At 54.0% G+C, this 22,147-nt stretch carries 17 protein-coding genes and 2 pseudogenes; 5 read left to right on the plus strand and 14 right to left on the minus strand.

Translation table 11 applies throughout. From position 1 onward, the window contains the following. The first annotated feature begins 683 nt into the window (after positions 1-683). On the plus strand, positions 684-1,871 hold the full coding sequence (locus ACSEMK_RS13140) for an HD-GYP domain-containing protein (RefSeq protein ID WP_087859313.1): 1,188 nt from the start codon (positions 684-686) through the stop codon (positions 1,869-1,871). A 74-nt stretch (positions 1,872-1,945) separates the two neighbouring features. Continuing rightward, positions 1,946-3,730, plus strand: coding sequence for a diguanylate cyclase (locus tag ACSEMK_RS13145; protein WP_430914514.1), 1,785 nt, complete (start codon positions 1,946-1,948; stop codon positions 3,728-3,730). 43 nt (positions 3,731-3,773) lie between these two features. Here ACSEMK_RS13145 and ACSEMK_RS13150 read toward each other — a convergent pair whose 3' ends face one another. Together ACSEMK_RS13150 and ACSEMK_RS13155 are read right to left on the minus strand one after the other, a co-directional pair. After that, on the minus strand, positions 3,774-4,202 hold the full coding sequence (locus ACSEMK_RS13150) for a glycine zipper 2TM domain-containing protein (RefSeq protein WP_015705797.1): 429 nt from the start codon (positions 4,200-4,202) through the stop codon (positions 3,774-3,776). Positions 4,203-4,278: 76 nt separating this feature from the next. Further along, the gene (locus tag ACSEMK_RS13155; protein ID WP_213794997.1) at positions 4,279-4,689 is read right to left on the minus strand and encodes a Spy/CpxP family protein refolding chaperone; all 411 of its coding nucleotides are present in this window, start codon (positions 4,687-4,689) and stop codon (positions 4,279-4,281) included. A gap of 215 nt (positions 4,690-4,904) precedes the next feature. Here ACSEMK_RS13155 and ACSEMK_RS13160 point away from each other — a divergent pair, with 215 nt between their 5' ends. Next, complete coding sequence (locus ACSEMK_RS13160) at positions 4,905-5,933, plus strand: diguanylate cyclase domain-containing protein (protein ID WP_213794996.1); 1,029 nt, start codon at positions 4,905-4,907, stop codon at positions 5,931-5,933. A gap of 16 nt (positions 5,934-5,949) precedes the next feature. Here ACSEMK_RS13160 and ACSEMK_RS13165 read toward each other — a convergent pair. The 9 genes and pseudogenes from ACSEMK_RS13165 to ACSEMK_RS13205 all read right to left on the minus strand — a co-directional run. After that, positions 5,950-6,086: pseudogene (locus tag ACSEMK_RS13165) on the minus strand (sugar-binding protein); the annotation flags it as partial. Positions 6,087-6,711: 625 nt separating this feature from the next. After that, positions 6,712-7,233, minus strand: a complete 522-nt coding sequence (locus tag ACSEMK_RS13170) for an SMI1/KNR4 family protein (RefSeq protein ID WP_316424104.1) — start codon at positions 7,231-7,233, stop codon at positions 6,712-6,714. Between the two features lie 16 nt (positions 7,234-7,249). Next, positions 7,250-7,648, minus strand: coding sequence for an HNH endonuclease (locus ACSEMK_RS13175; protein WP_072048046.1), 399 nt, complete (start codon positions 7,646-7,648; stop codon positions 7,250-7,252). Next, positions 7,634-7,717: pseudogene (locus tag ACSEMK_RS13180) on the minus strand (RHS repeat-associated core domain-containing protein); the annotation flags it as partial. The pseudogene ACSEMK_RS13180 and the gene ACSEMK_RS13175, both read right to left, overlap by 15 nt. A 127-nt stretch (positions 7,718-7,844) precedes the next feature. Then, complete coding sequence (locus tag ACSEMK_RS13185) at positions 7,845-8,312, minus strand: hypothetical protein (protein ID WP_047045164.1); 468 nt, start codon at positions 8,310-8,312, stop codon at positions 7,845-7,847. Between the two features lies 1 nt (position 8,313). Next, positions 8,314-12,420: an RHS repeat-associated core domain-containing protein gene (locus ACSEMK_RS13190; RefSeq protein ID WP_430914515.1), complete on the minus strand. Its 4,107-nt coding sequence runs from the start codon at positions 12,418-12,420 to the stop codon at positions 8,314-8,316. A 10-nt stretch (positions 12,421-12,430) separates the two neighbouring features. Next, positions 12,431-12,559 (minus strand): hypothetical protein, encoded by a 129-nt coding sequence (locus tag ACSEMK_RS13195; RefSeq protein ID WP_080961905.1) that lies wholly within the window; start codon positions 12,557-12,559, stop codon positions 12,431-12,433. Beyond that, on the minus strand, positions 12,556-14,109 hold the full coding sequence (locus ACSEMK_RS13200; RefSeq protein ID WP_430914516.1) for a hypothetical protein: 1,554 nt from the start codon (positions 14,107-14,109) through the stop codon (positions 12,556-12,558). Before ACSEMK_RS13200 ends, ACSEMK_RS13195 begins: the two co-directional genes overlap by 4 nt. 12 nt (positions 14,110-14,121) lie before the next feature. Next, positions 14,122-16,338, minus strand: a complete 2,217-nt coding sequence (locus tag ACSEMK_RS13205) for a type VI secretion system Vgr family protein (protein WP_308958759.1) — start codon at positions 16,336-16,338, stop codon at positions 14,122-14,124. Positions 16,339-16,991: 653 nt separating this feature from the next. Here ACSEMK_RS13205 and ACSEMK_RS13210 point away from each other — a divergent pair. Together ACSEMK_RS13210 and ACSEMK_RS13215 are read left to right on the plus strand one after the other, a co-directional pair. Next, positions 16,992-17,411, plus strand: coding sequence for a translesion error-prone DNA polymerase V autoproteolytic subunit (locus ACSEMK_RS13210; protein ID WP_015705808.1), 420 nt, complete (start codon positions 16,992-16,994; stop codon positions 17,409-17,411). Positions 17,412-17,413: 2 nt separating this feature from the next. After that, on the plus strand, positions 17,414-18,679 hold the full coding sequence (locus tag ACSEMK_RS13215) for a Y-family DNA polymerase (RefSeq protein WP_430914585.1): 1,266 nt from the start codon (positions 17,414-17,416) through the stop codon (positions 18,677-18,679). A gap of 94 nt (positions 18,680-18,773) precedes the next feature. Here the strand turns inward: ACSEMK_RS13215 and tssJ are convergent, their stop codons facing one another. Genes tssJ through tssF form a run of 3 tightly spaced genes read right to left on the minus strand, consistent with a single transcriptional unit; the run spans position 18,774 to position 22,100 of the window. Further along, positions 18,774-19,313 (minus strand): type VI secretion system lipoprotein TssJ, encoded by a 540-nt coding sequence (gene tssJ / locus ACSEMK_RS13220; RefSeq protein WP_430914517.1) that lies wholly within the window; start codon positions 19,311-19,313, stop codon positions 18,774-18,776. Continuing rightward, a complete protein-coding gene (tssG, locus tag ACSEMK_RS13225) occupies positions 19,291-20,376 on the minus strand; it encodes a type VI secretion system baseplate subunit TssG (RefSeq protein ID WP_113373616.1) in 1,086 nt (361 codons plus the stop codon). The genes tssJ and tssG overlap by 23 nt, the downstream gene beginning before the upstream one ends. Next, positions 20,340-22,100, minus strand: a complete 1,761-nt coding sequence (gene tssF, locus ACSEMK_RS13230; RefSeq protein WP_430914518.1) for a type VI secretion system baseplate subunit TssF — start codon at positions 22,098-22,100, stop codon at positions 20,340-20,342. The genes tssG and tssF overlap by 37 nt, the downstream gene beginning before the upstream one ends. Between the last annotated feature and the right edge of the window lie 47 nt (positions 22,101-22,147).

Here is a 22,147-nt window from a genome sequence, read left to right on the forward strand (position 1 = left end):
TTCTGATATAGGAATGGACTTAAACTGCCATCTGGCGATTTTACAAGCGTGGATTCACGCAGGCCGCTACTGACGCTGCCTCCCAGCGCATCAAGCCCCGAACAGTAACGACCAAAAAACATACATACCTCAAATGCGTTCAATATAAACAATCACTGTAGATAATAATATTCACATACCGCGCTGGCCGATTAAAATGTTAGTAATTAATAAATATAAATAAGAACAGGATTATTTATGCTTACTGATAAATACTGACAAAAGTATAGCTTTGCAGCTAGTAGTCACGTTCGCAGGAATATCGACCTCATCCCCTCTTGATTACTCTTCGATGCACTCCAGGCAATAATGCGGCATTGCCGATGCCATCTCACAAAATTGAGACTGACAAAACATTATCGCGGATTTGGGCATTGTCCAGTCCGCGCTCACCGTCTCCTGAAAGGTGATGTAAAAGCCATCACTCCTCACCGCAACTAGATATGAATCAAACTGTGAAGTGATTCATCATGTGATTACCAGAATGAAAGCGGCTATGTGAGCTAAAATGAATTGTTTACGGAGCGTGGATGAAGCCTCAGATATGCGTCGCTTCACTCGCGCCGCGTCCGGGAGGCGTTTGAGCGCACTTTCGGATGCCACAGGATTAACGGCAACAGCGGATTGCATGGACGGAGAAAAAAATGCGTATTGCCTTAAAGTCGGCTTTAATGCTGATCACGCGCGTCATTAATGCCATCAACCCGAGGCTGGATCTGCATTTACAGCGCACGGCGCTGATAAGCTACAAATTATCACTGGCGTTGGATCTTCCAGCTCCCCAGCAAAAAACCGTCTTTCTGGCCGCGCTGCTGCATGATATCGGCGTACTTGGCGATAAGCGGCGCATTGACTCACTGAATGCGATAGATAATCTTTATGACCCACACCAAATCCGCGGCGTACAGATGCTTGCCGGCCTGGATACTTTTACTCTTATTAGCCCCATTATTGGCGATCACCACTTTAGCCCTACTCGCAAAGGTAATCTGGAGCAGCATATCGTCTATTTTGCGGACTGCTTTGAACGGCTCCTTCCTACGCAAGGCGTCGTTGCCCCGGACCAACAAAAAGCGCTCATCGCCCGCTTTGTCGATGACTATCGCGATATCGATCCGCCACTGTGCGATACCCTGTGTGAACTGGCGCAACACCCTACCTTCTGGCGCCATATGCAAGCAGAACATATTCAGCGGCTGCTGGAAATTGTGGGACCGATTAATGACGTATTTATTGACATCGATGGTCTGAAAGATATTTGTTTGCTGATCGCGAAAATTGTCGATACTTACAGTAGTTTCACCGCCAGCCACAGCATTATGGTTGGCGAAATTTCTTATGCCCTCGCCGTCTATATGAATTTACCGCCGCTGGTATGCCGCAAAATTGAAATTGCCGGCTATTTGCATGATATCGGCAAAATATATATTCCACTGGCGATCCTCGAAAAACAGGCTGAACTTAGCGATGACGAAGCGCTATTGATCCGCGAACATAGCTATATGACCGGTGAAATATTACGAGATTTCACCGATCTGGCGGAAATCATCGATTGGGCCGCTAATCACCATGAAAAACTCGATGGCAGCGGCTATCCACTTCATTTAAATCATCGTTATTTACACCTTCCAGACAGAATTATCGCCGTTGCGGATATCTTTACCGCGCTTGTTGAGGATCGCCCTTATCGGCTCGGAATGCCGTATCAAGAGGCGTTACATCTTATCGAAGCTGATGTTATAAATGGCGCTCTGGATAACGATGTGTATCTTGTTTTGCGCCAGCATGCCCAGGCGCTACATCACCTCGTCACCCGCATACCGCGCCTTTGAATCTTCTGATTGGCGGCGTGGTTCTATAATAAAAATACGAATCGCTCATTCATCTGCCTGCAAGGAAATACTCGGTGAGAATCGCCACCATGACTAACTGGGCCTACGGGATCACCGTAGGGCTGACCATTGCATCCGGTATTGCGATGCTAATGGCTTCCGGCGCCGATCGCGCTGAACGCCAGGCAGTACAACAACGGGATACGTTCGTTCGTCTTGCCGATGAGATAGAAAGCGACGCGTGGGAGCTTTCAGACCTCGCGCGACTGTACGTCATCGAAAAACAACCAGAGACGCTGCAACAGTATCGTCAGCAGATCCAAACTCTCAAATCAATTGAAAATCGGTTGCTTAAACTAAAAGACATTGGCGCCAGCCAGCAGGAGCTGGCGCTGTTGCGCGACGGTCTGCGTATTGCCGATGAATTACAAGATGAACAGCAGACCGCCATCGATCGCGTCGCTCGCGGCGAAGAGAAAGAGGCGATTTTGCAGGTTTACGGTAAGCCTTATGAGCAGGAGTTGGAGCGTGTGCAAACGCAAATCGATCATTTCCGCCTGCTGCTGGAAGGCCGAACGAACAACGCCATGCAGCAGGCGACTGAAAAATCGCGCCTCTGGCGGACGCTTTCGGAAGCGATGGTTGGCCTGACCGCCTTGATGTTTTTATTTGTTCTCGGCTTTATTCTCAAACGCCGGGTGCTCACCCCTGTGGTACGACTCAGCGATGTGGTACAACGTCTGGCATCGCAGGATTATGCCGTCGAACCACCGCACTTCAAACAGATCGATGAAATTGGCGATATGGCGCAGGCGATCCGCATCTTTCGCGAAAATGGCCTTGCCCGCCAGCGCCTTGAACAACAACGCGATGCCGACTGGGCCGTTCGTGAACTGCTGGCGCGCATGACTCAACGCTTGCAGGGATGTGAGTCATTTGAGGATGTGGTGAAGGTCGCTGAACTTTTCGCCCCCAATATCGCGCCTGACGTTCCTGGCCGGCTGTATATTCTGGATACCGATCCCTGGCAGATGCGCTGCGTCGCGCAGTGGCTTTCGCCACCTGACGAGCCCGCAGTCTTTTATCCTGATAACTGCTGGGCAGTACGCCGCGGTCTGAGCCATCCGCCGGTTAACGGCGAGCCGGACATCGCCTGCTATCATCTGCCGCAAGAATGTAACGAGCAATCATTGTGCGTCCCACTGATCGCCCAGGGTGAAGCCATTGGCCTGCTCTCTTTTCGTAATGTCACCAGTGAGACAGCCCCTTCCCGCGCCTATCTCGAACTCATGGCGGAAGCGCTGGGCCTGGCGCTGTCCAATCAGCGTCTGCGCAACGCGCTGCTGGAAAAAGCGTTGTTTGATTCTCTGACCGGGTTGCGAAACCGCCACCATCTTGAGGAAGCGCTGCATACGCAGATGAATCTGGCGGTGCGCAACAACAGTCCGCTGAGCTGCCTGATGATTGATATCGATCACTTTAAGGCGGTTAACGATAATTACGGCCATGAAGCGGGCGATCTGGTGATTAAAAACGTCGCAGCGATCATCCAGCGCGCGGTTCGCGATATTGGCATGGCATTCCGCTATGGCGGCGAAGAGTTTTTGGTGCTGCTTTCCGGCAGCGATGAGGCCAGAGCGGAAGCCTGCGCGACTGAAATCTACAACAACGTGAGAAATATGACTTTACGCTGCGGGCTGACGGATATAGGCCAGGTGAATGTCTCTATCGGTATCGCCAGCTATCCGCAACACGCGCAAAGCGACAGCCTGCTACGTGCCGCAGATGCCGCGCTGTATCGGGCGAAAGAGCTGGGACGTTCGCGGATTATCCGCTTTGATATGCTGAAATCGGCATAACGTGTCACGCCAACCGGGAATGTATTGGCTCCCGGTTGGCGCATTACACCGATTTATCCACCCGGGTATCATTTCCCGACGTCAGGATACGCACCTTATCTCCCTTGTTGAAGATAAGCCGACCGTCGTAACCCTGTAGCACCTGTATCACCTGACCGCTACTGGTTTTGATTAACAGTTCGACCTGCTGAGCGCCCTGCTGCCGATCCTGGTGATAGCGAGAGGCGCCAGCACCGGCCAGAGCGCCTGCGGCGGTCATCGCCGTCTGCCCTTTGCCGTTGCCGAACTGATGGCCGACCACGCCGCCCAGCGTTCCTGCCGCCAGCGTGCGAAGCGGCTGGCGCTGATGCGGAGTGCTAATAATATGGCTTTCCTGTACGACGCCATAATCAACCAACGTTTTAGTCCCGGCGACGCCAGCCTGGCTAAACAACGCGGCCATTCCCAGCGCAATAAAGAGAAACTTCTTCATGATGACACCCTTGTCTTTTCATTGCGGAAAGTCAACTATCAATGCTCCGCCGGGCTGCGGAGCATTAGGACATCGCTTAGTTGAGTGCCTGCTGCAGATCTTTTTTTACCTGCTCGCGCTGTTCAGCCGTCAGCACCTGATTAATGCCGAAGTAATATTTCACGCGGTAATAACGCGTCTGCTGATCCAATTGCGCAAAAGCGGCTAGCTGCTGTTTTACTTTCGCATCGTCCCATTTACCGGATTGGATCACATCAACCAGCGCACCATCCTGGTAACCACCAATTTTGATTTTTTTGAGGTTTGTTTCGAGCTCCTGACGCAGGGCCTGAATTTTGCTGACCTGATCGTTGCTCAGCTTGAGATGTTGCACCACCGGGTCCTGGGATAACGGCGGTACTTCGGTTTTCGTCGCGGCCTGAGCGGCAATGGAAAGACCCGCGGTCATCAACACGGCGGCCAGGGTGTTACGCAAGAAAGTATTCACGATAAATTGTCCTTAATACGCTTTATAAAGAGTGCGGATTATTACCTCCGGAATATGATCCATCTGTAACTAAGCGTTAAATTTAAATCTGGACAAATTTACAATAGATTTTATTTAATAGATAAAATAGCGGAGATGTCAGCAGCGGATCTTTTTTTAACTACACTTATTGTTATATTGGTTGAATATTCTCATCGATTCATCAGGAACGCCTTATGCCACCACGTAGCGCCAGCGATCTCTACGCCGAAATGAAAAATATGTCAGTAGAAGAGCGTATTCGCTTTTTCTCGCTTTCGCTTGCGGAAATGCATCGTGAGCTGCAAGAGAGTATCAGCGAGATTGAGTCGATGCAGCGAGCGCTGGCAGAAAGCGAGGAGAACCATCGACAGCTGGTTGAGACCGCACAAGATGCGGTGATTACCATCAATCATGCGGGCGTAGTGATTAACTGGAACCAGGCCGCGGAAAGAATGTTCGGCTGGTCCGCTGGGGAAGCTATCGGCAACAACCTGGGCGAGATGATCGTGCCGGAAGAGTTTCGCGAGCAGCACGCACGTGGTTTAATGCGCTTTCAGGCGGCTCAGCCGTCGAATATCCTTAATCGCACCATCGAAATTACCGCCCTGCATCGCACTAAAGGCAAGTTCCCTATCGAACTGTCAATCTGGCCGCATCAACAATCAGGCAAGCAGATTTTCTCCGCGTTTATTCGCGATATCACCGACCGCAAACAGCGGGAGCAGGTGGTCTGGCTGCACGCCAACTTCGACGCGCTGACCGGATTGCCAAACCGCAGGCTGTTGGTTAATCGCCTGGAGCTGGCGATTACTCAGGCTATCGCCAATGAGACAGAGGTGGCGCTGCTCTTTATCGATCTCGACCGCTTTAAGCCGGTGAATGATGTTTACGGCCACGCCGTGGGTGACGAACTGCTGCGGCTGGTAGCATTCCGTCTGCAAAGCGTTTTACGAGAAGGTGATACGGTAGCCCGCCTCGGCGGCGACGAGTTTATCGCCCTGCTCCCCGGATTAAAGGTAAACGATCCGCTCCCCCGACAAACGGCGGAAAAAATCAGCAATGCGCTGACTCAGTCATTTTTGATCCACGAGCATGTTATTACGATTTCCGGCAGCATCGGCATTGCGCTTTTCCCTCACGATGCCGCGGATGCCGATACATTGCTGAACAGTGCGGATAAAGCGATGTACAGTAGTAAGAAGGGGACGCCGCGAAAGAGGTAAAGAAGGTATTCAGCCGTTCAGCGTCGAAATACTGGCCCTGAAAACGCAGCGGGTTGCTGATACGTTCGGCGTAGCCCCCCCTTTTTCTCCCCATACGCCCGTCTTCTCAGACCACACTATCTCGCCCTGCAATGACGTCAGGCGGACCGGCGCATGCTGCCGGCTGCCGGAATCAAAAAATGCCTGTGCCGCCGGCTGGAATCCTTTTTCCCGGCATTATACCATTTGCTCAAAGGGCTTTCGCATTGCAAAACCCACACAGTAGCGAGGATTTTTATCATTTAAAGAAATATTTCTTACTCTCGTTTGCAACGTCATTTCGCCCCTTTTTTTGCCTCATTGTAATCACCAAGGTCAAAATAAGCGCTGAATATATTTGCGGTAATCCAGTTAGCAACTTGCCATTCTGGTTTTGGTTCAGGCAAAATATTCTAGGCTTTTTCATATTGCTCTTAAGCCTGAGCATATTTTTTGTCATTACGCAACGCATTTCCTTTTTCAACAAAGGAGTTAACTTCGGATTCAATTCTTGGATTTTCGAGTTCTTTCATAGTGCAATACTCCTTTACTGGAAATACTGAGATTTTTCTTCTGGGCCAATAAAATCTCCAGAATGTTTATATCTGTCAGGAAGCAAGACTCCCTAAATCCTATGATTCCATTTCTTACTTTTTAATACTTGGCATTATAGATGTGCAATCCAATTTATTATTGAACCCTGCATGATAATTAACCATACAGGGTATTAAAGAAGTACATCCTTAAATTAAGAGTATCATTACAATCCCGTAGATAACTTCATTCCTTTATTGGCTGTTAGATTCATTATACTTCCAAAAAAATCTGAAAAGGTTTTATTTATAAGATAAAGATGATTTAAATCATCATCATCACTAATATCATAGCTTTGTTTATTATCCTCAGCATGTAGGCAAGTCCGGTCCCAGTAATAAACTCCGGCCAAATTATTTTTAGTTATCAGGACATAGCCATTGTCACTTGGATCCATGCCAATTATTAGTGCACCATCAATAAACGATATTTCATCTAGTAACTCTTCATTAATTTCAACTATATCAAAATTACTATTACTAGTCTTATAACCAAGAAGCACATCGAATGAAATAAAATCATTATCAACTTTGTCGAATGGTAGATCGCAATAGTCAGGTGCCACGATTCTATATCCATTGTATTTTTTTAAAAAATCTTTGTAATCATCAGGAAAAGCAACAGAGAAATGTCCCTCCAGATAACTAATATCTTGTTTATCAATACTTAATCCAGTCAAAATAGGCATTCTATAACTCCTGATATTATTGACAGTTGCTTTTTATTTTAGATACACCGCCTCTATGGGTGAACCGGCGATGAATATTTTTGGGCACTTCCTGCATTGTGATGCCATTTTGATGATGATGCCACGTATTAAGATCATAATTCGCCTGGCCTTTTGGCGCTAATGCATCTGCTTTACCAAAATCTCCTCCAGGTGACTTACTATGATCTCCCCTTAAGTCTGGAACATTAACACTCTGCCTTTCATATGGTGTAAAATCTGGAAACCCTTCTGGATAGCGAACAACATTGCCAGCACTATCTTGGTATACCCAAACTTTGCTTTCAACTTCTTGCCAAACCGTTCCCCCTTTATTAAGCCACTTGCTTATATCAGGTGAGTTTAACGGTTTTCCAGTCAGCCCCCACGGATCCACCCATCCCAGCGGGTTCGGCGCATACTGATAAACATTCAGCCCACCGGCTAATCCAATCGGATCAGACGAACAATCCTATCCCCTGGGCCAATCGTACCGTCAACCCGCACCAATCTAAGCTCTAAGATAGAGTTCCCAAAGCGCAGCGTTGCTATAAAGGCCGGGAAGAGTTAATTTATTACCCGGCTTTGCTTTGTTATTTACATGGATTCCAAAATGAAAAATCCCCTATATATATTTCATTCAATTTCAAGTCGGACGGAATGTTATCTATACTGTCAGCTATCTCATCAAATGGTGAGGGTAATATAAATTGAATGCCAAAATCCTCGTCTATAATAATGGAACCATTAAATATTCTTTGCCGATAAGTGAGTTTTTTTATCTCACCAAATTCTTGACCGGCATATAATAAGTTTTTGTATAACCCTTTGTAATTTTGATTGCATCCAATAGAAAATATATTTCCATCAGGTTCGGTTGATATAGTTAAAGTATCATCCAATACATAGGCAAATCTCTTACTCGCATCAGGTAGAAGATACTCTTTGTACTCAACACAATGGTCAGCATACATTTCAGCAAGATAGACAGATATATTTGTATTTAACAGCACATCGCCTAACGAATGAAATGATTTTATTTCTGCAGAAAAATCAAACATTTTACATCCCACCATTTACTAATACACCGTCGACATAAACAGGAGAGTCCTTTATTAGATCATAATTTTCAAAACCACCATGACCTATACGTCCATATACGATATCCTCACCTTCACTATTAGTCCTATAAACCTTCCAGTAATCATTTCCATGAATATTTTGTTGTTTTGCGTTACCACCAGGATGATAATCTAATTTATATGTTGTACCAGATTTTGTCGTTTTCACATATTGTATATGTTGAATAGCCTCAGGCCTACCAGCTTGTGGATAGATCTTCGTCCAACCTTTAGATGTTAAAAGGGAGTCTATTTCAGCCGGAGTTTTACCTGTTAATTTATTTACCCACCTTTGGGTTATATTGTCCTTTTCCGCGAAGCCACATTTTAGTCCCAGCGGATCGATCCAGCTTAATGGGTTCGGCGCATACTGATAAACATTCAGCCCGCCGGCTAATCCAATCGGATCCTGACTAATAAATCCCGCAATTTCAGGATCATAGTAACGATGTCGATTATAGTGCAGCCCCGTTTCAGCGTCAAAATACTGTCCCTGGAAACGCAGCGGGTTGCTGATACGATCGGCGTAGACCTCCCCTTTCTCTCCCCATACGCCCGTCTTCTCTGACCACACTATCTCGCCCTGTAATGACGTCAGGCGGACCGGCGCGCCGTTCGGGTCACAATGATAGTGCCAGCTCTCCTTCCTGCCCGCTTCCTGCGTCAGCAGCGCCAGCGGCTGAAAACTTCCCGGATAGTACACGTACTCGCGCATACTGCCGAACAGCGCGGCCTGCGCTTTCTGCCGCTGCAGCCGGCTGCCGGTATCAAAAATGCTCTGTGCCGCCAGCGGTTCGCGGGTGATAGTGACCGTTTCCCCCGCCAGCGCGTCGCCCTGCCAGTAGAACCAGCGCGTCTCTTCCGCCGTCTGCTTGAACACCCGGCGCCCCAGCCCGTCATAGCCGTAACGCACCAGCCGCTCGCCCTTGCGCACCGCCACCAGTTGGCGGTTATCGTCCCAGCTGAAATCCTCTTTCTCGCCGTTATGCCGGACATCGCGCCGCTGTCGCAGCTCGCCCGCGCGATCGAATACATAACGCACCCCGCGCTGCTGCCCCTCGCGGAACCAGCCTCCGGCGCTCTCATTCACCGCCCGGGTCTGCGTCTGCAGGTGGCTGCCCGCCGCATCCTGCACAAACTGCCGCAGCGTACCGTCCGGCGCGGTATGGGCCGTCAAGCGCCCCACCGGATCGTAAGCGTAACGATCGCTGCCCCACAGGCTGTCATCGCGCCGGGTCAGGTTACCCAGCCTATCCCAGCTGAAGCCGCTAGCGAACAGCGGTAAATCATTCTGCAACACCTGCTGCGACGTCAGCTGGCCGAGCCGGTCGTAGGTGAAATGACGCGTCACCTCCGCCGACAGCTGCTCGCTGACCCGCCGCCCGGCCTCATCGTAACCCAGCACGATCGGCGCATCGTCATTCAGCTGGATCTGGCTCAGCCGGTCATACTCATCCATGGCGTAACGCACCTGATGACCGCTGTCGCTGCGTCGTGAGACCAGCAGGCCGCGCTCGTTATAGCCGTAATGCAGCTGAAAACCGTCCTGCTCCTCCAGCAGCACCCGCCCGGCGTCATCATAGCGCCACGCCAGCCGCCGCCACGGATTCTCACACAGCACCATCCGCCCGCAGGGATCGTAATGATACTTCGCCTGCAGGGTATCGCCGCTGCGCCGCTCGCTTAGCCGCCCGCCGCGGTCGTAACCGTAGCGCACCAGCCGCCCCAGCGGATCCTCACGGCTGATCAGCCGGTTGCCTTTATCCCAGCCATAACGGGTTACCTGTCCCCAGTAATCGGTCTCCGCGGCGATGCGCCCCAGCGCGTCGCGGTCCAGCTGCCAGCGCTGACCGTTCTGGTTGATCACCGCCAGCAGGCGATCTTCCAGGTCGTACTGATAGCCAAGCGTCGCGCCATCCGGCGTCTCGCAGGCGGCCAGCATTCCTGTGCGGTTATAACGAAAACGGGTTATCTGGCCGGCTTCATCGGTGAAGTGAAGCGGTGAATCTTCCCGGTCGTAAGCGACGCGAATTTCGCCGCCCTGCGGATTGACCATCGCCACCAGCCGATCCTTGCTGTCCCAGTGGAAACGGCTGCTGCCGCCGCCGGCGTCAATACGCTCCTGCAGGGTGCCGCGCGCGGAATGCCGCAGTTGAGTGGTTCCCGCGCCGGCCTGGCTCAGCGCCTGCAAAAAACCAAACCGATCATAGCGATAGCGACTCTGCCCGGAACCCGGCACGTCCGCCGCGCTCAGCTGCCCGTACTCATCATACTGATAGCGCGAGGTGACGCCGGTAGGGTCCGTTCCCGCCAGCAGGTTGCCGCGTTCGTCATAGTCCGAACGCCAGCAGGCGCCTTTCTCATCAATCAGCGTCAGCACATCGCCGTCTTCATTGTAGGCCGCCTGAATCTGGCTACCGTCCGGCAGATGTTCGGCGATCATTCGCCCCTGTTCATCATACTCCCAACGACGCGCGCCGCCGTCCGGCTCAATGAGTTCGACGGTGCGGCCAAAATCATCGTAGTGGAAGACGGTATTGCCGCCGGTCGGATCGATCTCCGAAACCGGCAGGCCGTTATCATCAAAGCTGACAGACGTTACATGGCCGTTGGAATCGGTGATTTCCACTTCGTTGAGCAAGTCGTGCCAGGCGAAATGGTAATCCCATACGCCGCCGTCGCCCCAGGCGTGAACCACCCGCCACTCGTCATTGAACTGGTAGTGGAAGCCCTGGCCGTTACGGTCGACATGGCTGGTCATATGGCGCTGTTGATAGTAGAAGCGCCGCGGATGCGAAAGCGCATCGATCTCCGCGCTCAACTGATTATCGCTATCGTATTCATAGCGGGTCAGCGGCGTGATCTCGTCATCCAGCGCGTTGCGCAGGCGTAGCGCCCGCAGGCGGCCATCCTGCCAGGTGACGAGGATCTCCCTGCCGCTCATGCCGCGCGTGCTGAACTCGCGAATACGCTCAAGCTCGCGCCCCTGCCAGTCGAACTGCCAGCCGTTACCGTTACGGTCCGCCAGCCGGTAAATCGCCAGCGGCCCGCGTTTACCGCGAAACTGCAGCCGCGCGCTCCCTTCCTGCTCAACATGCCAGAAGCATTCGCCATTGCGGGTTTCCCGCCACAGGCGGCTGCCGTCCGGCAGGCCGACAATACCCTGCTCGCGGCCGTCGGACTGCGGCAGCGCCGCAAACAGCGTCATCCCTTCCGGCTGAGTCAGCACCGCGACGCCTTCATCGGCCAGTATTTCAAGGCGGGTGTCCGCCGGGGTTGACCAGCCGTAACCGCACAGCCCTTCTTCATCGAGATCCGCCGACGAGTAGCTTCGCGTCCACGCCAGCGGCAGGCGTCCGGGTAACAGAAAATCCTCATGCTCCAGGCTCACGCTACCGTCGCGGATATCAACCGGTTCGGCGCGTAGCACCCGACATTTCAGGACGCCGGGATCCATGTTGCGAAACAGCTTCTGGCGCAGCTTTTTAAACCGCCGCATAAACAGCCGCCACTGCGGCGTTTTTTTAACTTTCTTCAACCCCTTGCCCAACCCGCTTAACCCGGCGCGCATCAGCAGCGCCATCAGGTTGATGGTTGGCGGCCCGCCGACAATCACATTGTTGGGAATCGCGAGGTTAAACGTCAGCGGCAGCGTTAGCGAGAGCGGCTTTGGTTTGCTCAGCCGCTTCAGGCGGAACGGCGGCACCATTCCGAGGATGTTACAGCTCAGTACCGGCATGCCGATGCGGGAAAACGGCTCGCCGTCGACGGCGACGGTTTTACTGCCCATAAACAGCTCGTCTTCCATCTGCGGGCCGCCAGGCGCGCGCAGCGGCGGCACCCACACCCCGCCGACCGGGATATGTACCGCAATACCGCCGGTCCCCGCGCTGGCGCGTTTGATGCTGTTGACGTGCACGGTAGTCCCCAGCAGCGGCAGATAATCAAACACGTCGAAAACGATGCCAATATGCGGCGTCGGCAGCGGCCAGGGATAAGTATGGATATCCAGGCCAAGCTGCGGGTCGAAGTGAGCGCCGGAATGCATCAGACGCGCCTCAGAACATGGCGCGCAGCAGCGCGCGCAGGAAGGTACGCACTTCGGTGGCGAAACCGCCGTCCGAGAAGCTTAAAAACAGGATTGCCAGCAGCGTCACGGCAACAATAATAATAATCCGGGTCTTCATAGCGGGTTGCTCCCTGCAGTTTCAGTGGATGATGCATCGGTATTTCCCCAGGCTGGCAGGCTTTGCCATTCACCCGGCGGGGCATCAAAGGGGTGGGCGATCTCCGGCAGGCCGTTCCAGTGCGGATGCAGCGTCTCCCGCGCCAGGCGGATCACGCGACGAAAGCTGTCATCGCCGCCGCGGATCAGTTTTTCCCGCGCTTCGCGGATCAGCGCGAACGCGGCTTCCAGCTGTAGCTGTAACTGCCGATCCACGCGTTTTACCTGTTCGACGACGGGTTCCCGCGGCAAGCGGTCTTCCGCCTGCTGGATTAAGCGCTGTTTTTCGCTTTGCCAGCGCGTCGCGCAAGCCTCAAGCGCTTCGGTCCGCCGTTTATCATGGATGCGCAGCAGATCCTGGAATGCCAGCGGCAGCGTAGTCTGGGCGCGCTCTTGCCGTGGGATCGGCTCCGCCGCCTGGATGGCGTGGGCATACTCCTCCATCGCTTTTGCCCGGTGCCCGGCGAGGTTGAGACAAAAACCGGACATCCGCCAGCCTTCTACGGTAAATACCGGGTGTGGAATGGTTTGCGCTTCGCCCGCCGCCCGGCGATAGCCTTTCGCCGCCTGGAGATACTCTTTGCGCGCGAACCAGGCGCCGGCCTCGCCAAAAGTGCTTTGGGTACGCAATTGCCCTTTAAGCGCCGGGTCGGCAATTTCGCCGCTGATGGTTTGCGCCTGGCGGTAGTGATCGACGGCCCGTTGATGATCGTTACCTTTCAGCCAACCGCCGGCGATCAGGTTATGCATCATCGCCTGCTGCTCGGCCCAACCGCAGCGCTGGGCGACGCCGAGCGCCATACCGCCGCGCGCGGCCACCTGCGCGGCGCTGCCTTTTTCCAGCAGCAGCATGGCGTCAGCCAGATAGCGGCGAAACAGCAGGCGATCGGGATTCGGATCGCTCTGTCCACGCGCGGTTTGATGCATCACTTTCATACTGTCGACATCATCGGTCAGCAGCCGTACCCTGCGCGGATGCGCCTCATACAGCGGCTGCCAAATCGGTTGCTCAAGGGTGTCGATAAGTAACAGTCTGGCGTTGCACGCCTCCTGCGCCAGCCAGCCGTTCAACCAGCGGTTCAACGCCTTTTCATCGCTGACGGCGGAGGGTTTCAGCACCAACACCAGATAACGTAAATCGTCATGAAATGTCGTCGCAAAATCCTGCAGCATCTGCCGCAACTGCGCCGGGCTATAGGTTGGGAGAAAGCGTTCGGCATCCCATATGGCGGCATCCGGCGTCGCTTCGTAGTGTTCCACAAACTCGCGCCCGAGCGCGTCGCTGTAGCCATAGCCGGTCTCAAACGGCGTGGTTAGCCCCAGCAACAGATCCGGCAGCGAGCGCCCTTCAGGGTGCTGCTGCAGCGCGATAAAACCATCAAGCAGCGACTCGCCGCCGGCAGGCACCCGCCAGATAAATAAGCGGATCTGCTCCGCCTGCTCGCTGGCGTCCAGCCAGCTAAGCTCAAGCTCGCTCATCACTTTTTCGGTCGGATTCTTCGCCGCGTTCATTCCCTTTCCCTGTCAGGCATTGAGCTCAATCTTCTTACCATTCACCATCACGCCGGCGGCGTTAATGGTGATCGTCGACCCGCCAGCGGTAATCTCCACGCTGCCGTTGCTTATCAGAATGCCGCTTTCGCCCACGTTGATATGTACGGTATCGGTAGCGCTGTCGGTTACGCTCCCTTGCGTAAAGCGGGTATCACCGCCGGTGATGCTCAGGGTACGCCCGGCGCCGATCGTCACCTCTTGCTTACTGGTGATGGTCTGCGTTTGCTTACCGGTCACGGAAATATCGTGATTGCCGGTCACTCCCAGCGTCTGATTGCCGGTGACCTGCACGTTACGATTTTGCTGGACGCTGACGCTTTCGTTACCCTGTACCTGACGGGTGCGATCCTGTACTACCGTCAGTGACTGCTTGCCTTCGACGGTCGCGGTATGGTCGCTTTTCACCGTGGTGGTATGGTTGCCGCTGATGGTTTCATCGCGGTTCTGCTCAACGCTTAGGGTCTCATTCCCCTTCACGCTTTCGGTACGGTTCTGCTCAACGGTGGTGGTTTCATTACCATTGATGGTTTTGCTACGATCTTTGCCGACGGTAACGCTTTCATTGCCATCCACAGTGCGGGTGCGGTTCTGTTTGATATGGCTGGTTTCGTCTTTGCCGACGGTTTTGGTGCGGTTATTGCCGACATCATGGGTCTCGTCGTTTTCGACTTCAGTATCCATGTTGCGCTCAGCGTGCAGCCAGAGCTGCTCTTCGCCGGGTTTATCTTCAAAACGCAGGGCGTTGGCGTTGTCCGGCGAACCATCCTTTGAACGGCTCATAAAGCCCATTTGCGTGGCTGCAGCCGGTAGCGCCCACGGCGGCATACTGGCTTCGTTATAGACGCGGCCAATGACAATCGGCCGGTCCGGCTCGCCGTTAATAAAGTCCACCACCACTTCATCACCGACGCGTGGGATCTGCACCCCGCCGTAACCCTGGCCGGCCCAGGCGCTGGAAACGCGCACCCAACAGGAGCTATTTTCATCGCCCTGGCTTTCGCGGTCCCAGTGGAATTTCACCTTAATCCGGCCATATTTATCGGTCCAGATCGATTCTCCTTTCGGCCCTACCACGCGGGCGGTTTGCGGCCCGTAGGTGCGCGGCCAGTCGGTCCTTGACGCGGGGACAAATGGCGTCGCGGCGGGAATAACGGTGAATGTGATGCGGTGCTGCGCGGTATTTCCGCCGCCGGAGGCATACTGATTCTCTTCAAAATCATAGCGGGCGCCCACCACCAGCCATTTAGCGTTATCAGCCATGTTAGGCGCATGCGTCAGGGTAAACGTGTGTCCCGGGACGATACCGGTCGCGGTGGCGATACCCTGAGTTTGCTGCTGTTCGGCCTGCCAGGACTGCTGACGAATACGGGCGTAGGCTTCGCCGTCGCCGTGCTCCATAAAGCGCCCCGGCCAGTCGTAAACGTCGATTTTGCCCGGTGTCGGCGAGACCGGATTCTGCAGCGTTTGCAGCATCCAGGCGTGGGGCTTGCGAAAATCATAGTCATCGGTGCTGTAAAGCCCCGGCGTGACGACGTGGCTCGCCATCAGCTGGCTGATGCCCTCTTCGCCGACCGCGCCGCCGCCCGGCTGCGCATGCCAGGGAATAGTTTCATAACCGGGGAAGGATTCAGCCTGCTGATAGTCATCCATCAGCACCAGGGTATGGCCGTCTTTATCGTGGCGGAACAGATAGCTAATACCTTCCAGCTCCAGCAAACGGCTGATGAAATGGAAGCTGCTTTCCGCGTACTGTACACAATAATCCCACTGCCGGTAGCTACGCGTAAGTTTGTCCTCAAACTTAACGTTATGCTCGCTAAACAGTTTGGCCACGATATCCGGTACCCGCTGCTGCTGGAAAATACGGAAGTTGCGGTCGCGCATCATCGGCCAGAAATCGGGTTCCAGCGTGGTCTGATAGACGGCGTAGCGCGTCTCGCCAAGATCTTCGGCGCGCACGGTTACGGCGGTGATTTTGCCGGAAAGATAACGCTCCTGTCCCCATTGGCCGGGAACCGCCACCGTCATGTTTTTGCCGAGCATGGCCTGACGGTCGATAGCAAAATCCTGGCTGAGTAAATCGACCTGAAAGTGGAAAGGTTCGGACAGTTTCTCCTGCCCGCTGAATTTCCAGAATAATAACGAGGAGCTGTCGACAGATGACAGGATCGATATCCGATTAACCATATGGATTCCTTTATGGTGCAGGCAGCCGCGGGGCTAATTCCTTAAGATTGATAAATTATCCTGAATATTTATCAGAAGTCATCTCTCTGCCCGAGATTTCACCCAGGAATACTCTTAATTATTCAACTCTGTGCTTTTGTTCATCTTTATACCGTCATTATTAGTAGTGGAGCTTTCTTAACAGGCATTAATTACTGGTTTGACTTATTAGAAACGGTAATGAGGTAAGTCTGAAAATAGTCTCCTGGCGCGAAGAAATATGTTTAAACCGGCCCGGACGCTTTAAAATAACCGCGGCTGCGAACTGCCATCACAGCCATTTGCTCACCGGCCTGCTCTTGCATACGGTCGGCCGGTGAGCAATCCCTGCGCGTTAATCGCGCAGACATCCCCTGCCTCGTTAATATCAGATCCTTTACCTCAGTCATATTCAGATTGTTTTTACATAAAATCGTCACGCTATTTTCGCCAGCTAAACGGCGCAGTCGCTAATATTAGCGATGAGGTAATCTATTGTTTATCAATCGGCTTCAGGCATAACCCCCCCGCCTGCCGGGCGCTGGCGCAGGTTTTGATAAGGTACGACCCTCTTGATCTCTGCCATCGATCTACAATACTGTATATACATACAGTAAAGATAATCGGTGATCATCATGCAGTTTTTCACACTAACCGAGCTACGCCAGATCGTGGCATTACCTCTGTTCAGCGACCTTGTTCCCTGCGGTTTTCCTAGCCCCGCGCAGGATTATGTTGAACGGCGTATCGACCTGAATGAACTGCTGATTCAGCATCCAGGCGCCACCTACTTTGTGAAATCAAGCGGTGACTCAATGATTGGCGCTGGCATTGGCGATGGTGATTTACTGGTGGTGGATAGCTCCCGCAAGGCCGTCCATGGCAGCATCGTTATTGCCGCGGTGGATGGGGAATTCACGGTTAAGCGCCTCCAGTTACATCCTGTTGTCATGCTCAAACCTGATAATCCCGCCTACCAGCCGATTATGCCAGGCAGTGAAGAGTGTCTGGAAATTTTTGGCGTGGTGACCTACATCGTGAAATCGGCGGGCTGATCGTGTTTGCCCTGTGTGATGTGAACTCGTTCTATGCTTCTTGTGAAACCGTCTTTCGCCCGGACTTACGCGGCCGCCCGGTGGTTGTTTTGTCCAATAATGACGGTTGTGTGATTTCACGTTCTGCGGAAGCCAAACCGTTTGTGAAAATGGGTGAACCGTACTTTAAACAAAAAGATATCTTCAGGCATTATGGCGTGGTTTGCTTCAGTAGCAACTATGAACTCTACGCCGATATGTCCAACCGGGTAATGACGACGCTTGAAGAGATGTCGCCTCGCTGTGAAAAATACTCCATTGATGAAGTTTTTTGCGATCTTACCGGCGTGCGTAACTGCCGCGTTCTTACCGAGTTTGGACATGAGCTCAGAGCCACGGTGCGGCAACGCACGCACCTGACGGTGGGCGTCGGAATAGCCCAGACAAAAACGCTGGCTAAACTGGCGAATCATGCGGCAAAACGCTGGCAACAGCAGACAGGAGGCGTGGTTGACCTGTCGAATGCGGAGCGGCAAAGAAAATTGATGGCGGCGCTACCGGTGGAAGAGGTTTGGGGAGTGGGTCGACGCATCGCGAAGAGGCTTGAAACGATGGGGATCCGGACGGTATTGCAGTTGGCTGACACAGATATCCGATTCATCAGAAAACACTTTAATGTCGTACTGGAAAGAACCGTCCGTGAATTACGCGGCGAACCCTGCCTCGAGCTGGAAGAGTTTGTCCCGGTAAAGCAAGAGATTATCTGTTCCCGTTCGTTCGGCCATCGCATCACCGAGTACGAAGAAATGCGCCAGGCCATCTGTAGTTACGCCTCCCGGGCTGCAGAGAAACTTCGTCAGGAACATCAATACTGCCGGTTTATCTCCGTCTTTGTAAAAACGTCGCCCTTCGCGCCTGACGAACGGTATTACGCCAATAATGCCTCGGTGACCCTGCTTACCCCAACGCAGGACAGCAGGGATATTATCGCCGCCGCGACGCGTTGTCTGGATGCCATCTGGCAAAGTGGTTGCCGGTACCAGAAAGCCGGGGTGATGCTGGGCGATTTTTATAGCCAGGGCGTCGCGCAACTTAATCTGTTTGACGAAAATGCGCCGCGAAAAAACAGCCAAAAATTGATGGAGGTGCTGGACCGCCTGAATGCAGAAGACGGACGTGGGACGCTTTACTTCGCCGGCCAGGGTATCCAGCAACCGTGGCAGATGAAGCGGGAAATGCTCTCCCCGCGATACACTACCCGATATAGCGATCTGCCCACGGTTAAATGATTCCCCGACAGGCCAAACCTTAAATAAAATCAGGTTTGGCCATCATGGCGTCCGTCAGGTTATTTATGGAATATAAAATTGCGCAGCGCGTTTCTCACTTCTCCTTCCGCGGTTGCAGAACAAGTTGATGATGGCTGGCCTCAATGACGCGCGCGCGGTCCGGGTCAAGATCCTCACGGGCAAGCACCTGCTTCCAGTCGTTTTTCGTCAGATCCGGCGCCCGGAACAGCGCCACCACGGCAACATACTGCGCCTGTTCATCCAGCGGCATGGTGAGACTCATCTCCGTTCCCGGTTTGAGCACCAGGCTGCGGCTGGCCAGTTGGTCGTCTTTTAATATCTCCTCCCCCTCCGCCGCCAGTTGCTGGTAAACCGCCTTATCGAAGGTCTTGCGATCCTTCAGCACATAGACCCGTACCATCACCGGTTGGGAGGCGCTGTTATCCTCGCGGTTATCGGTGTTTAACGCATTGCGCGCGCTAAAATCCAAACGCAGCGTTTTCACCTGGCGATAAAATACTGACTTTACGGCGGACGAGGCGCCGTCGCTGATTTTCTGTGTTAGCCCGCAACCCGCCAGCATGAACGGCAGAAGAATCAGTGCGGATAGTTTAAGCGAAGTGATATGCAACACGTTGGTTTCCTTGTGATAATGGTGCAAGCGGCATGCCGCGGTAGCCGCCTAGCTCCGTGGTAAACGTGGCCGGTAAATCCGGCGGAACCGCGTCCCCCTCCATGCCCAGAACGCCGGTGATGCCGAGCATAAACGGCGATTCGCCAAGTACCGGCGCGGGTAACAGCGGCGTGGGAAGCGTTAAGGTGATTTTGGCCTTATAGCGCCAGCCGAGATAAACCCGCAGCAGAACCAGAAAGTCCGCATAGATTTGCCCTTCCGGCATCCAGCCTGCGGCCTCGGCGATATCATCGGTATACAGCGCGATCAGCAACTGGCTGGCAATCTCGGTCGTTTCATCGCCCAGCACCGTGTAGCCATCAAGCAGGAAATCGTTATCGCCGTAAAAACCCAGCGGCTGCGCCGGGTACACCGTCCGTGGGCAGTGCGGCGACGCTTCCGCCCGCGTATGGGGAGCCAACAAGCGTACCAGCGCCTGAATTCCCTCTTCGGTACGCGCGGGCAGGCGCATCACGCTGAGTAATGCCAGAAAGCGAGATACCGGCGCGGCAATATGCTGAGCGGTACCGGGAATGCCCAGCCCGATCAGCCCCAGCAGGCTCTGCGAAGTACGGTCGCAACCGCCGTCTTCAAAGGTTGCCGGATACGAGTATTTGCGCCAGATGCGATAAAACTGGCTCAGAATGCGGTGGTTAAAAATATCGAGAAATGCTTCCTGCGCCTCATGCCCTTCTCTTTGCTGCGCAATATCATCCAGCCAGGCGGTAGGCAACGGCGAATCGACACCGTATAGCCCCATAAAGGTGGTGCGCAGCGTCGGCGGCGCGTCGGGATGCGCCTCATCATACTCCACCGCTTTGAGTTCGCTGACCGGAAAACCCATCCCCGGATGCGGGCGAAAGCGTATCGGATCATCCGCCGGGTTCAGCGTGCTGCCTAATGCCGGCGCGCCAGGTCGCGATTTTTCCAGTAGCTGGCAGAAACGGTAAAAGTTGATGCGCTGAATATCCCGCTCAAGCCGCGGGCTCAGCCGGGAATGCGGCGTTTGTGGTTCTCCTGCCATTCGAGACGCTCTCCGGTAGGTTGCAGTATCAGAATCAGACGATTAAACAGATGGATGTCGGTATACAGGGCAAAGAAGCGGTTGAGCATCTCGCCAAACAGGCAGATGTCGCCGTGTCCGGCGAAGCCGTTACCGTCGAGCGTCACTTCTATCTGCACGCCGCGTAGAAAATGCCCCTCGGCAAAACGCTCCACCTCACAGTGGCTCACGTCGACGATCGCCTGCAGGCGACGGCGGTTCATTTCGTTGTCCGTCCAGTCATACAACGCCAGCGCGCCGCGCAACACTTCGGCGTTATCCATCATCCACAGGAAGCTGCTGCCGAGATGGCTCAGCACCCGCCAGTGAAAACGATCCCGATCCGGTGGATAACACGGCAACGTCGGCGCGCTGAGATTGCGCACCTGGAGGCGCGACGTCGTGGATTTGACCACCGTGTCCAGCAGCGTGCTCTGCAGCGCCCGGCGCGGCAGCTGGCCGTTGGTGCCGATCAGGCTCAATGACAGGGTTTCATTCTGCGGCACGCGATGCTGGTCAAACGCCTCGCCGCCCAGCGTCAGCCAGGTATCATGCAGCCCGGACGGGTCACGTTTAACGCGCGTGTGGTAATAATATTCCGGCGCATCATGGCGCAACATGCCGCCTTTGTGGCGAAAACTGGTAAACGGCACATACGCCTGGGTGCCGGAAAGGCGGGAAGAGGTGACGGACTCCACCGAATAGATTTCGGTGTGCCCATCCTGAACGCGCATGGGGCGCAGCAGATACTCACTTTGTAGTGAATCCAGATGCAGCGGGTCCGACTCCAGCGGGAACAGGTTAATAACCGGGCTGCAGTGTAAACGCAAATGTTTCTCTGACAACGCATACTCCTGCGGCCACGGTTTATCCAGCACGACCTCGATCTCAAACCATCCCGGCGCATCAGGAAACGTCATATTCTCCAGCCCGCACAGCGCGACCGACATAAACTTTTCACGAAAGCTGAAATACTCCAGCAGCAACTGGTAGCCGCTGAACCCGCCGCTTTGAGGCAGCAGCGCCTCATCGTTGCCAAACCCGCAGACGGCAAAATGGGCCGCCAGCGGCCTGCTATCGGCCTCCCCCGCCAGACGTATGCCGATGTGCGCCACATTCAGGGTCAGCGCTTCATGCAGCGCGCAGGCCAATGGCGCATCGGCGTTCAGATACAACGGAATACGGCTCAGGTCGAGTGCCCGCCAGTCCACCAGTGCGCTACAGTCAAAACGCAGACAAATCGCCTGGCGGCCATCTGCCAGCGTCCTGATACTGGCGCGGGAGAGCGCGAGCGGCTGTAAGGTTAGCGGCTGGGTCGTGGTGTAACGGCAGCGGGTGCCCGTCTCGCCGATGGGCCGGGAGATCACTTCCGTTCCCTTCTTCAGCCGCTGCGGCTCTTTCATCTCCCGCCAGTCGACGCTGAATTCCACCATCGCCAATGACGGAATAGTACGGAGATAATGCGGCCAAATCATACTCACCAGCCCGCCGGTCAGCTCCGGCAGGTCGTCGTCGAGCTTTTCGCGCAGCCGCCCCATCAGGAAAGCAAAACCTTCGAACAGCCGCTCAACATAGGGATCGCGGGCGCCGGCTTTATCGAGGTTTAACGCCGCGGCGCGATCGGGATGGGCGCGGGCAAACTCCTCGCCAGCTTCGCGCAGGTAGCGCATTTCAGCGTCAAAATAACGCAGAGTTAAATCGTCCATGGAATATCTCAAATGTCAGAATTGGAAAACTCGCCGCTTGTAAAGCA

Origin of the sequence: Klebsiella sp. K-3, from assembly GCF_051207495.1 — a bacterium.
In the GTDB taxonomy this organism is placed as follows: domain Bacteria; phylum Pseudomonadota; class Gammaproteobacteria; order Enterobacterales; family Enterobacteriaceae; genus Klebsiella; species Klebsiella aerogenes.

Coding starts and splice junctions, on each gene's coding strand:
- tssF (WP_430914518.1), bottom strand. CDS start 22,100: ATGGACGATTTAACTCTGCGTTATTTTGACGCTGAAATGCGCTACCTG.
- ACSEMK_RS13195 (WP_080961905.1), bottom strand. CDS start 12,559: ATGAAGACCCGGATTATTATTATTGTTGCCGTGACGCTGCTGGCAATC.
- tssG (WP_113373616.1), bottom strand. CDS start 20,376: ATGGCAGGAGAACCACAAACGCCGCATTCCCGGCTGAGCCCGCGGCTT.
- ACSEMK_RS13210 (WP_015705808.1), top strand. CDS start 16,992: ATGCAGTTTTTCACACTAACCGAGCTACGCCAGATCGTGGCATTACCT.
- ACSEMK_RS13190 (WP_430914515.1), bottom strand. CDS start 12,420: ATGCATTCCGGCGCTCACTTCGACCCGCAGCTTGGCCTGGATATCCAT.
- ACSEMK_RS13170 (WP_316424104.1), bottom strand. CDS start 7,233: ATGCCTATTTTGACTGGATTAAGTATTGATAAACAAGATATTAGTTAT.
- ACSEMK_RS13150 (WP_015705797.1), bottom strand. CDS start 4,202: ATGAAGAAGTTTCTCTTTATTGCGCTGGGAATGGCCGCGTTGTTTAGC.
- ACSEMK_RS13140 (WP_087859313.1), top strand. CDS start 684: ATGCGTATTGCCTTAAAGTCGGCTTTAATGCTGATCACGCGCGTCATT.
- ACSEMK_RS13160 (WP_213794996.1), top strand. CDS start 4,905: ATGCCACCACGTAGCGCCAGCGATCTCTACGCCGAAATGAAAAATATG.
- ACSEMK_RS13200 (WP_430914516.1), bottom strand. CDS start 14,109: ATGAACGCGGCGAAGAATCCGACCGAAAAAGTGATGAGCGAGCTTGAG.
- ACSEMK_RS13185 (WP_047045164.1), bottom strand. CDS start 8,312: ATGTTTGATTTTTCTGCAGAAATAAAATCATTTCATTCGTTAGGCGAT.
- ACSEMK_RS13205 (WP_308958759.1), bottom strand. CDS start 16,338: ATGGTTAATCGGATATCGATCCTGTCATCTGTCGACAGCTCCTCGTTA.